General features: G+C 66.1%; 11 protein-coding genes and 1 pseudogene. 9 read left to right on the forward strand and 3 right to left on the reverse strand.

All coding sequences use genetic code 11. The annotated features are described in order from the left end of the window. Nucleotides 1-122: 122 nt before the first annotated feature. Nucleotides 123-917 (forward strand): IclR family transcriptional regulator, encoded by a 795-nt coding sequence (locus tag ACFTSA_RS22695; RefSeq protein WP_377954229.1) that lies wholly within the window; start codon nt 123-125, stop codon nt 915-917. Nucleotides 918-1,097: 180 nt separating this feature from the next. Beyond that, nucleotides 1,098-2,012, forward strand: a complete 915-nt coding sequence (locus ACFTSA_RS22700) for an NADP-dependent oxidoreductase (RefSeq protein ID WP_377954231.1) — start codon at nt 1,098-1,100, stop codon at nt 2,010-2,012. Between the two features lie 37 nt (nt 2,013-2,049). Here ACFTSA_RS22700 and nadE read toward each other — a convergent pair whose 3' ends face one another. After that, a complete protein-coding gene (nadE, locus tag ACFTSA_RS22705; protein ID WP_377954232.1) occupies nt 2,050-2,904 on the reverse strand; it encodes an ammonia-dependent NAD(+) synthetase in 855 nt (284 codons plus the stop codon). Nucleotides 2,905-2,990: 86 nt separating this feature from the next. Then, nucleotides 2,991-3,278, reverse strand: a pseudogene (locus ACFTSA_RS22710) (LacI family transcriptional regulator); the annotation flags it as partial. Nucleotides 3,279-3,355: 77 nt separating this feature from the next. Between ACFTSA_RS22710 and ACFTSA_RS22715 the strand changes: the two are divergent. The 5 genes from ACFTSA_RS22715 to ACFTSA_RS22735 all read left to right on the forward strand — a co-directional run bounded on the left by ACFTSA_RS22715 (nt 3,356) and on the right by ACFTSA_RS22735 (nt 7,859). Continuing rightward, complete coding sequence (locus ACFTSA_RS22715) at nt 3,356-4,618, forward strand: FAD-dependent oxidoreductase (protein WP_377954233.1); 1,263 nt, start codon at nt 3,356-3,358, stop codon at nt 4,616-4,618. A 10-nt stretch (nt 4,619-4,628) separates the two neighbouring features. Then, nucleotides 4,629-5,210 carry an orotate phosphoribosyltransferase gene (gene pyrE / locus ACFTSA_RS22720; RefSeq protein WP_314193536.1) on the forward strand — a complete coding sequence of 194 codons (582 nt, stop codon included), beginning with the start codon at nt 4,629-4,631 and terminating at the stop codon, nt 5,208-5,210. Nucleotides 5,211-5,293: 83 nt separating this feature from the next. After that, nucleotides 5,294-6,052: a GAF and ANTAR domain-containing protein gene (locus tag ACFTSA_RS22725; protein ID WP_377954235.1), complete on the forward strand. Its 759-nt coding sequence runs from the start codon at nt 5,294-5,296 to the stop codon at nt 6,050-6,052. An 80-nt stretch (nt 6,053-6,132) separates the two neighbouring features. Next, complete coding sequence (locus tag ACFTSA_RS22730) at nt 6,133-6,696, forward strand: hypothetical protein (RefSeq protein WP_377954237.1); 564 nt, start codon at nt 6,133-6,135, stop codon at nt 6,694-6,696. A gap of 113 nt (nt 6,697-6,809) precedes the next feature. After that, nucleotides 6,810-7,859 carry a thioesterase domain-containing protein gene (locus tag ACFTSA_RS22735; protein WP_377954239.1) on the forward strand — a complete coding sequence of 350 codons (1,050 nt, stop codon included), beginning with the start codon at nt 6,810-6,812 and terminating at the stop codon, nt 7,857-7,859. A 27-nt stretch (nt 7,860-7,886) separates the two neighbouring features. Here the strand turns inward: ACFTSA_RS22735 and ACFTSA_RS22740 are convergent, their stop codons facing one another. Next, nucleotides 7,887-8,723 (reverse strand): HAD-IIA family hydrolase, encoded by an 837-nt coding sequence (locus tag ACFTSA_RS22740; protein ID WP_377954240.1) that lies wholly within the window; start codon nt 8,721-8,723, stop codon nt 7,887-7,889. 52 nt (nt 8,724-8,775) lie between these two features. Here ACFTSA_RS22740 and ACFTSA_RS22745 point away from each other — a divergent pair, with 52 nt between their 5' ends. After that, nucleotides 8,776-9,462 (forward strand): TrmH family RNA methyltransferase, encoded by a 687-nt coding sequence (locus ACFTSA_RS22745; protein WP_377954241.1) that lies wholly within the window; start codon nt 8,776-8,778, stop codon nt 9,460-9,462. A 143-nt stretch (nt 9,463-9,605) separates the two neighbouring features. Next, nucleotides 9,606-11,063: a purine-cytosine permease family protein gene (locus ACFTSA_RS22750; RefSeq protein ID WP_377954243.1), complete on the forward strand. Its 1,458-nt coding sequence runs from the start codon at nt 9,606-9,608 to the stop codon at nt 11,061-11,063. The last annotated feature ends 473 nt before the right edge of the window (nt 11,064-11,536 follow it).

Below are 11,536 nucleotides of genomic sequence, written 5' to 3' on the forward strand. Positions count from 1 at the left end.
TGTGGAGCGTAGTCTGGGCGCTGCGACGGCGTCAAGGCTTCATCCTCTTTAGGCAGTCGCGTTCCTACACTGTGGACGGTAGGCTGGCATGTGTCCACAATATGGATCAATAAGGAGCTATCGTGAACCAAGCACCGGTCCAGGGCGCGCAGGTCGTTAGCCGCATTGCAGGACTTCTGCGGATCGTGGCACGAAAGCCGGAGGGAAGCCCGCTCGTGGAGCTGGTGCGGGACTCGGGGCTGACCCGTCCTACCGTGCACCGCCTCCTGACGTCACTTGCGGCCGAGGGGCTGCTCGACCACGACCCCCTGAGCGGGAACTGGGTGCTCGGCCCCGAGGCCCTGCTGATGGGATCGGTGGCGGCCGCGCGCTTTCCCCTGGAGGACCTGGCGAGGCCCAGCCTCCGCCGGCTCGCCGAGGAGACCGGTGAGAGCGCCTTCTTCTCGATCCGGCGGGGCGCCGAGACCGTGTGCCTGCTGCGCGAAGAGGGGAGCTTCCCAGTCCGCTCCTTCGTACTTCATGAGGGTGTGCGGTTTCCGCTGGGCGTGGCCTCGGCCGGAACGGCGATCATGGCGTTCCTGCCCGAAGCGGAACAGGAACAGATCCTGGGTGAGTGGGCTGCCCATGCCGGCAAGTATGCCGGCGGGCACCCGGAGGACGTTGTCCGGAACAACCTGCACCAGACCCGCCGGCGCGGCTACTCCGTGAACCCGGGCCTGGTGCTGGAAGGCAGTTGGGGGATGGGCGCGGCGGTCTTCGACCAAGCCGGCCGGCCGTCATGGGCACTGTCCCTGACCGGCATCGAACCACGCTTTCGTGGGGACCGGCGCGAACTGCTGGGGCGGCTTCTGCTCGAGGAGGCCCACCGGCTCACCGTCCGGCTTGGCGCCGGCGGCCAGCGCAGGCGGCAGAACTAGCTGGAGCACAACGCCCAGCCGTCCCGGGAAGGGACCGCTGAAACTGTTGTGGTGCCCGCGGCCCGTGCCTAACCTTGCAGAGGGTCCATCCCGCAGACGACCATCGTTTGCGGACGGGCCCCACCCCTGCAGACGGCGCGGTCTGCAGGAAAGCCGGACAGCACCGAAGGAGCCAGCGCCATGAGCACACGGGTCTACTTTGAGGAATACGGCGATCCGCAGGTCCTGAAGGTGGGTACGGAGAAGCTGGCCGAACCGGGTGACGGCCTGGTGCAGGTGGAGTTCCGGGCGGTCAGCGTCAATCCCATGGACTGGAAGCTCGTGGCCGGCTACCTCAAAAGGTGGGTCCCCTTGGACTTTCCGGCGGTGCCCGGCAGCGAGGCGGCCGGCGTCGTGACCGCCGTCGGGCCTGCTTTTGAAGGGTTTGCGGTGGGTGACGAGGTCATCTGGAACGGGCTGCTGGGCGGTTACCGGACGGAAGCCGTGGTGCCGGCCGACCAGCTGACTCCCTTGCCTGCGGGTGTGGACTTCGAGCAGGCGGCGTGTATCCCGGTGGCAGGCGGCACGGCGTACTCGGCCCTGAAACAGCTCGCCGTGGCGCCAGAAGACACGGTGCTGGTTCACGGCGCCGCCGGCGGGGTTGGCTCGGCCGCGGTCCAGATTGCGCTGGCCTTCGGTGCACGGGTGATCGGCACGGCGTCGGAGGCCAACCAGGAGTACCTTAGTGAGCTGGGCGCCGAACCCGTGACGTACGGTCCCGGGCTTGCGGACAGGGTCCGGGCGCTCGCCGGGGACGCGGGCACGGTCACGGCAGTCCTGGACACCGTTGGGAGCGAGGATTCGCTGGCAGCCACTGCCGAGCTGCTCCGGGGCGCCGGCCGGGCGGTGACCACCGTTCCGGGCGAGCAGGCCTCGGCGGCAGGGCTGGCGGCCGTAAAGCAGCTCGAGGGCCGGGTGGCGGAAGTGGGGACGCTCGCCGCAGAGGGCCAGATCACCTTCACGGTCTCGCACCGGATGCCGCTGATCGAGGCTGCCGACGCGCTGGAAATCAGCCGTGGCGGCCACGGCCGGGGGAAGATCGTGCTGTTGCCCTAGGACGGCCGCCCGGTGGGCGGCCGTCCGGGAACCTCGCCTAGAGTCCTGCCCTTGCCTCTTCCGGACCCTCGTGCTTCCACCAGGTGTCGAAGATGCTGACCGGAACAGTGCGCTTGTGCCGTGTCCGGAGATACTTCTGCTCGATCAGTTCAGCGGCGGTGTCGCCGACGTCGCGGCCCTCGAGGTAGTCGTCGATCTGGTCGTAGCTCAGGCCCAGTTCGTCCTCGTCGGTGCGGCCTGGCCGGTCGTCCAGGAGATCGGCGGTGGGCACCTTCTTCCAGACCCGCTCGGGCGCGCCGAGGTACTCCAGCAGGGCCCGGTTCTGCCGTTTGTTCAGGCCGAACAGCGGGAGGATGTCGGCACCGCCGTCGCCATACTTGGTGAAGAATCCGGTCACGGATTCCGCCCCGTGGTCGGTGCCGATGACCAGGTAGTTGTGCTCCCCGGCGAGGGCGTACTGGGCGATCATGCGCGTGCGGGCCTTGGTGTTGCCCTTGTGGAAGTCGGAGATCCCGTTGCCGACCGTCTTTTCAAATTCGTCCTCGAAGCCGTCCACGGCGGCGGAAATGTTGAACGTCCATTCTTTGGAGGCCTTGATGAAGTCCAGGGCAGCCCGGGCGTCCTCCTCGTCGTGCTGGACGCCGTAGGGGAGGCGGACCGCCACGAATTGCGCGTCCGTGCCCTCGGCCTGCAGTTCCTCGACTGCCAGCTGCGCGAGGCGCCCGGCGAGCGAGGAGTCAAGGCCGCCGGAGATGCCCAGGACAAAGCCCCTGGTGCCGGTGGCCTTGAGGTACTCCTTCAGGAAAGTGACGCGTTTGCGCACCTCCTCTGCGGGATCGATCCGGGGCTGGACGCCCATTTCTTCGATGATCTTGGCTTGGAGTGTGCGCATGGAACTCAGCCTAGTCAGCGCCATCCGCGAGGCTCAACTGTTTCCGCCGGAGTCCGCCGGGTCCGTGCCGCTACCGAGCGGGTCCCTGCGGCTACCGCCCGGCCGGCCTGCTCGATCGGGGAGGAGATCGATGTCGGCGGAGGATTGCAGAAACCAGCGCCGAAAATGTCGCACCCGACGATGCTCCCCGCACCCGCGCCGCTGCAGCATTCCGATGGCTAGCAGGTCGTTGAAGACGATGCACGCTGTGGCCCCGGCGCGCACCGCTGCATCCGCGGCAGCAGCGCCGGACGTTGTTTTCGGGGTAAAGGGGCCGACCCTGCGGGTCTCAAGCCCCGCTTGCCCGAGTCTTCCTCGAAGATTTTCCAACGCCGGGAGGCGATGGCCGGCCTCGAGCGCCTGTGCTGCCGCGCTCTGTGCTCCCGTGCACCGGGAGCGTACCGTATGGCTCATGGAGAGTACAGGGTGCGTGGTGGTGGGCGGCGGGCCGGCCGGCATGATGCTGGGGCTGCTGCTGGCGCGGGCCGGGGTCGAGGTCACCGTTCTCGAAAAGCACGGGGATTTCCTCCGGGACTTCCGCGGGGACACCGTCCATGCCTCCACCATCCGGCTCATCGACGAACTCGGACTCGGCGCCGAGTTCCGCGGGCTGCCGCAAAGCCGGCTGCAGAACGTCGCCTTCCCGACGCCAGGCGGGGGCCTGGTCACGCTGGGCAATTTCGCCGCGCTCCGGCCTCCGTACAACTACATCGCCATGATGCCCCAGTGGGACTTCCTGAACTTCCTGGCCCGCGCCGCCGAGCAGGAGCCCACGTTCACGCTCCTGATGGAGCACAAGGCAACGTCCCTGATGTCCGACGGCGGCCGGGTCACCGGGATCCGATACGTAACCAGGGACGGCACCGAAGGTGCGCTCCGCGCAGACCTCGTTGTAGCCACGGACGGCCGGCATTCGGTGCTGCGCCAGGCGGCCGGCCTGAAATCGAAGGAATATCCGGTGCCGTTCGACACCTGGTGGTTTAAGCTGCCGCGGGCTGAGTCCGAACGGGGGGAAGTCGCCGGCATTGTCCCGGCTTTCGGGGACCGCGACGCCGTCATCGCGTTGTTCCGGGACACCTACTACCAGATGGGCTACTTCGCCCCGAAAGGCTCCGGAGACCGCATCAAAAGCGAGGGAGTGGAACGGTTCCGGGAGCGGATCGCCGCGTTGCGCCCCGACCTCGCGGACCGCCTCGATGCCATCCGGTCCCTGGACGACCTCCACTGGCTGGATGTCCGGCTCGACCGCCTGCAGCGCTGGTACATCGACGGGCTGCTGTGCATTGGGGATGCCGCCCATGCGATGTCTCCGGCCGGCGGGGTGGGCATCAACCTGGCCGTCCAGGACGCCGTGGCCGCTGCCGCCCGGCTCGCCCCCGCGCTGCTGCGGGGCAAGGTCACCGAGAAGGATCTCGCGGCGGTGCAGCGGCGGCGGCAAGTGCCGACCGTGATCATCCAGTCCGTCCAGCGGTTCATGCACCGGGCCGTTTTTGTCCCGCTCTTTACCGGCAAAAGGTCGGGCCCCCCGGCAGCGGTGATGTACCTCGCCCAGCACGTTCCCGTCCTCATGGGACTGCTGCCCCGGATGATCGCGCACGGACCACTGCCCGAGCACGCGCCCGCCTTTGCCCGGCGGGTGGACGCGGGGCCCGGAAAGGCATCCGGCACCGACTAAACTGGAGCCCATGACTGCCACCCCGGACTCGCTTTCCAACACCGCTGCCCGTGCCCGACTTCTGGAACTGATCAAGGAACTCGCGGTTGTCCGCGGCAAGGTCATCCTGTCCAGCGGTGCCGAGGCCGACTACTACATCGACCTGCGCCGCATCACACTGCACCACGAGGCCTCCAAGCTCGTCGGCCAGGTCATGCTGTCCCTGATTGACGACGCCGGCATCGACTTTGAGTGCGCCGGCGGCCTCACGATGGGGGCGGACCCGGTGGGCACCGCCGTCATGCACGCTGCCACGGATGCCGGCCGGGCCATCGACGCCTTCGTGGTACGCAAGGCACAGAAGTCCTACGGCATGGGCCGCCAGGTGGAAGGCCCGTCGGTTGAGGGCCGTAAGGTCCTGGTGCTGGAGGACACCTCCACCACCGGCGGCTCAGCCCTGACCGCCGTCGAGGGTGTCCGCAACGCCGGCGGCAACGTCGTGGCAGTTGCCGTCATCGTCGACCGTGACACGGGCGCCAAGGAAAAGATCGAAGCCGAAGCCGGCGTGCCGTACCTGTACGCCTTCAGCAAGGACGAGCTCGGCCTGAGCTGACCGGCTGTCCTGGTGGACGGCACACCTCGGGTGCCCTAGTATTTCCGTACCCCGGAAAAGTCCCTTCACTTGGAGTACCCGTCATGCGCCCGTCGGATCAAGCCCTGAGCAGCGTTGAGCAAATCCAGAACCTGATTCTGGAGAGCGCCGATTTTGAAGACTTCCTCAACGAGCTGGCGCGGTACTCGGCGCACCAGGTGGCAGGCGACGGCGACGACGCCCTCTGCGGTATCACGCTGCTGAGGGACCGCAAGGCGGCGACGATCGGCTGGAGCAGCGACTCCGCCCGCGAGGTGGATGAAATCCAGTATTCGCTGTCCCAGGGGCCGTGCCTGACGGCTGCGGAGGAAGAACGGGAAGTCCACGTTTCGGATCTCTTCGAAGAAGACCGCTGGGGTCCTGACTACGCTAATGCGGTGGCTTCGCACGGGCTGCGTTCCGTGCTGTCGCTGCCCTTCAACCTGCAGGGGGACGCGAAGGCCGCTCTTAACCTCTACTCCGACGTGCCCCACAAGTTCAACGAGGTTTCGGCGGCCCGCGCCCGCGGGTACACCCGGGAGATCTCCCAGGCCCTGCGCCTGGCGGTCAGGTTTTCGCTGCACACTGACAGCGCCGCGAACCTCCGCGCCACGTTGGAATCACGGACCGTCATCGACATCGCCGTCGGCATCGTTATGGCGCAGAACCGGTGTAGCCAGGCGACGGCTGTGCGCATCCTCACTGATGCCTCGAGCCACAGCAACGTGAAGCTTCGCGACATCGCTGCGTCGCTGGTGAGTTCTGTGGGAGGCGCCGAGGCCAGCACCCACTTCGAGGAGCCCGGGAAGGTCCAGGCGGGATAGGCTGGTTGTGCGGCTGGACTAGCCGGGATAGGCTGTCCAAGGTTGAGCCGTCGGCCATAGACACCCCGTTTGGAGTACCTATGGACAACCAGCTTAGTCCCCTCATTAAGATCGACGACGCCGCCGGCACCGCCCGCATTGACGTCCGCGGGAGCCTCACCCTGGCGTCCCGCCCGGAGCTGATGCACCAAATCCAGCGCGTCCGCCGGATGGGCATCTCTTCGCCCATCACTGTGGATCTTTCCCGCGCTGCTTTCGTCGAGTCATCCGCCCTCGCCGGACTTCGCTTCGACCTCAACGCCCTCGACGCCGGCACACGGCAGGTCGCCGCGGCAGGCGCACCAGGGGTGTTCCTTGAGGTCATGTCCGCCCGCGACCGCGCCGTGGCGGAATCGCGGCCTGACCTCACGGCGCTGACAAACCCGTCAGAGCTGTCCCAGGCACTGGAGGAGGCCGGGCTCCGCCTGCTATCCGACTATTCGCCTGACGAGCTGCTGGCCGCGAGCGACGCGGTCTTCGGGATGCTGGACGATCCGGCCGGGCATTCCGGACATGAACTGCTGGCCCGGTACGAGGCAATCGGCGAGGAGATCGCTCGCCGGGAACCGGCCGACCCGGCCCAGAAACACGCCTCAAACAGCTGACCAGGCTGCCCAGACCCCACCTTTCCGATCAAGGGCCTGCCGGGGCGTAAGCCGTGCCGGGCACCTGAGCTGGGACTTGTGTTGCCCGGCCGGACTGTGCCTAGGGTAGTTCAGTGCCATATGAAGGGGCCGCCGGCCAGACGGGCCGGCAGAAGGCGCCGGGCGCGGACGCTGCCCGGTTTCTTCGGCGCGCCGCCGACCTAAAGCGCTTCTCGCGCCGGACCTTCCTCACCGGCGCCGGCGCCTCCACTATCCTCGCCGCTGACATGCTTTTCACGAAGCAAGTGCAGGAGGAACGGCAGGTCCACAAGATCCTGGTGGTCGAGGACGACTTCGCGCAGAGTTACTTTCCGCACGCCAGCTGGATCCTGTTTCCCGGTTACAAGACCAGCTGGGAGGAGGCCCAGTGGATCCTCAATTCGCTCCGCGGGAGCCTGCGGCTGCGCGGGCAGCTCGCGGCGGCGGGATATTCGAACCTGGGCCTGGACATCGACCAGTTGGTCATCGCGGTGATCGAGCACGTCCGGGCGCACAACCTCACCACGCTCTATTTCTACGGCCACAGTTTCGGCGGCATGGTGGCCACGCAGGTGGCCGCCCGACTGCTGGAGCTGCACGGCGTCAAGGTGGAGCTGATCCTGCTCGACTGCAGCCCCTACAGCAAGTTCGACGTCCTGGACCAGAGCTGGTTCGACGGCGTGGTGTTCCTCTACGAAAGCGGGTTCCGGATCCCGTCAGTGCTGCGCGGTGGGTACGAACTGGGGGAACGAGTGGCCCATAAAAATGAGCGCACCTGGGGCCAGATCCTGGACCAGACGCTGGAGCAGCTGTCCCCGATCGCCCCCTCGAGCGTGCTGATCCAGACCGAATCCGCCTACATCTACCACTTCGACGCCACCCGCTTCGCGGGGCAGATCGGGGACACCCGCATGGCGTACATCGGAAACCCGCGGGACCAGACCGTCAACTACCAGACAGCCCGTGATTCGTGGGCGCACACGTTCGCCGCGAACATGGTCTCGTCGGACCGGCAGACCACCGGGGCGCTGCCGGCACACGCCAGCCCGGGCTGGAACCCGTTCGTGTACCGGCCCATTCTGGAGGACCTGGAAAACCAGATCTTCCCGCTGCCTGGTGGCGGCGGGAAGATGACCCCGTTCTAGACGCGGCCGGCCGGCAGCCTGGCCTGGTCAGATCTGGTTCTTGAGGTCCGCCACCGAGTTCAGCACTTGGTTGGGGCGGAACGGGTAGGAGGCGATTTCATCGCGCTGCGTGATGCCGCTGAGCACCAGGACGGTGTGCAGCCCGGCTTCCATGCCCGCGATGATGTCGGTGTCCATGCGGTCGCCGATCATCGCGGTGGTCTCCGAGTGCGCATCGATCTGGTTCATGGCCGAGCGGAACATCATGGGGTTGGGCTTGCCCACAATGTACGGTTCGCGCCCTGTTGCCTTGGTGATCAGCGCGGCGATGGCGCCGGTGGCGGGCATCGGGCCCTCCTTGGACGGGCCGGTGGCGTCCGGGTTGGTGGCGATGAACCGCGCCCCCGCGAGGATCAGCCGGATGGCCATGGTGATCGCCTCGAAGGAGTATGTGCGGGTTTCGCCGAGCACCACGAAGTCGGGGTTCTGGTCGGTGAGGATGAAGCCGGCCTCGTGGAGCGCCGTCGTGAGCCCCGCCTCGCCGATGGTGTAGGCGCGGTTGCCGCTGTCCGGTCCGCCGGCGGACACCTGGTCCTTGAGGAACTGGGCCGTGGCCAGCGCCGACGTCCAGATGTTCTCCTCCGGGATTTCCAGTCCGGAGGCCCGCAGCCGGGCGGCCAGGTCGCGCGGCGTGAAGATGGAGTTGTTGGTCAGGACGAGGAAGCGCTTTGAGGTGTCCACCCAACGCTGGATCAGTTCCGGGGCCCCGGGTACGGCCTGGTTCTCATGCACCAGGACGCCGTCCATGTCGGTGAGCCAGCACTCGATCTCCTGGCCGCTGCGGTACACGGCCGCCGATGTCTTTACCTTGTCCGCTTCTGCCATGTCATTCCTTCACCAAGATGTTTGCGTTCGGAGCCCAGTCTAGTGTTGAGGGGTGACGCAAACGCCCGGGACACCCGAACCCCAGCCAGAACCATCCCAGCCAGACCAGAACGGGACGCCGGAGCCAAAGCCGGAGGTCGGCGTCGGGCCCTGGGAGGGTGAATGGCCGGAAGGCGACCACTGGGATCCTGACCTCCTGGCCGACGGTGACCGGCGCAACGTTGTGGACAAGTACCGGTACTGGAAGCACGAGGCGATCGTCGCGGACCTGGACGCCAAGCGGCACGACTTCCACATCGCCATCGAAAACTGGCAGCACGACCTCAACATCGGCACCGTGGTGCGCACTGCCAATGCGTTCCTCGCCAAGGAGGTCCACATCATCGGTCGACGACGGTGGAACCGCCGCGGGGCGATGGTCACCGACCGCTACCAGCACGTCCGCCACCACTCCACCGTCGAGGACTTCGTGGCGTGGGCACAGGGGGAGGGGCTGGCCATCATAGGGATCGACATCTTTCCCGACTCAGTACCGCTGGAAACGTACGAGCTGCCGCAGAAGTGCGTGCTGGTCTTCGGGCAGGAAGGGCCGGGGCTGACCCGGGAGGTGCACGAGGCGGCGGAGGCCACCCTGTCCATCGAGCAGTTCGGGTCCACCCGCTCCATCAACGCAGGCTCGGCCGCGGCCATCGCCATGCACGCATGGGTGCGCAGGCACGTGTTCGGCCAGCGCGTTTGATCGGCTGAATGACCGTTTTACTCCCATTGTCCGAAATCCCGGACGAAACGTCGCGGCTTTCCGGTGATGCCGCTCACAGTGCGTGCTCAGATTGATTCAAAAGGTTGGGGGACCTCGATTTGATCGTCACAGTGAGGAACAGCATGCAGGCCACAACAAAAACGGGATCGGGGCCGCGCGTTGAGCGCCGCTCCATCGACTTCGTCCCGGAAAACGAACGTCACGGTTCTCCGGCACAACAGTTCACCCTGTGGTTCGGAGCGAACATGCAGATCACCGCCATCGTCGATGGCGCCCTCGCAGTGCTGTTCGGCGCTGATGCCCTGTGGGCGATCCTTGGCTTGCTGGTTGGCAACCTTCTGGGCGGGGCCGTCATGGCGCTGCATGCGGCCCAAGGCCCCAAACTTGGGCTTCCGCAGATGATTTCCAGCCGCGCACAGTTCGGGATTCTGGGCGCCGTTATCCCGCTGGTGCTAGTGGTCGTCATGTACCTTGGGTTCGCCGCCACGGGCACCGTCCTGGCCGGCCAGGCCGTGGACCAGATCCTGCACACCGGCACGCCGGCCGTGGGAATGGTCCTCTTCGGGGCGCTGACCATCCTCGTTGCGACGCTCGGCTACAAATACATTCACATGATGGGCCGCATCGCCACGATCGTCGGGGTGCTCGGCTTCACCTACCTCGGCATCAGGCTCCTCATGAGCCAGGACGTGGGAGCCCTCCTGGGGGCCGGGAACTTCGAATTTCCCACTTTCTTGCTCGCCATCTCCCTCGGCGCCGGATGGCAACTGACCTATGGGCCCTATGTGGCCGATTACTCCCGCTACCTCCCCTCCAACACCCCGGCCCGCAAGACGTTCCAAGCGTCCTACTTCGGCACCGTGCTCGGTTCCCAGTGGTCCATGACCCTCGGAGCTCTCTTCGCCGCCCTTGCTTTGCCCAAAGGGGAAAGGTTCTTGGACGGTCAGGTCGCCTTCCTCGGACACATGAGTGGCGGGGGCCTCATCGCTGTGGTCATCTACCTGGTCATCGTGATCGGGAAGCTAACGGTCAACACCCTGAACGCGTATGGCGGTTACATGACCATGCTGACCTCGGTGACTGCGTTCACCCGCAAATCGGGTGTGGCCACGTGGACGCGGTTCGCATACGTCGTCGGCTTCATCGGGCTGTCCGTGCTTATCGCCGTCCTGGCGTCGCCGGACTTCATCGCCAACTTCAAGAACTTCGTGCTGCTGCTGCTCATGGTTTTCATCCCGTGGAGCTCCATCAACCTGGTCGACTACTACCTGATCTCAAAAGAAAAGGTGGATATTCCGGCCCTGTACGACCTGAACGGCCGCTACGGGCGCTGGAACAAGACCGCCCTGATCACCTACGCAGTGGGCATAATCGTACAGATTCCGTTCCTGGCCCAGGCCCTCTACACCGGGCCTATGACGAAGCTGCTGGGCGGTGCTGACATCTCCTGGCTCGTGGGACTGGTCGTCACAGCCCTGGTGTACTACCCGCTGGCCAAGAGGAACTCCAACGCGCCATCCCACATGATCTACCCGGCTGAAACGGGCCAGGAAGCACTGGAGCCAGTGGCGAATCCCTGACCCGCCGGCCCAGCCGTCCAGACAGCCCTGCAGGCCTGATGCGCCTGCAGCCGACAACCGGTATTGATGCCGGGGGGGGCGCACCACACCGGAAAGTACTCGGCGTTCCTTGCTTCTGCGGGTGCTGACCAGCGGTGCTTGACGGATCCTTTGGACTGGCCGCGGCGGCATGTGCGCGCGACGGACCCTGAGCAAAAGCGGCGGCTGCTCCGGCAGGTGGGCGGCTTAAGGGAACTCCTGATCTCCGGCCGCAAGTGTTACCGGGCCGGGTGACGCGAACCACGGCCTGTGCGAAGAAATGGCTAGGATGGTTCCTAGCCGACGAGGTTCACTCCAGGGTCAACGAAACCCGCAGACGAAATTCGATTTAGGAGTCAGCATGCCCATTGCAACCCCCGATATTTATGCCGACATGATCGACCGTGCCAAGAAGGGCGGCTACGCTTTCCCGGCCGTCAACGTCACCTCCTCCC

The organism is Arthrobacter sp. NPDC057013 (assembly GCF_042674585.1).
GTDB lineage: Bacteria > Actinomycetota > Actinomycetes > Actinomycetales > Micrococcaceae > Arthrobacter.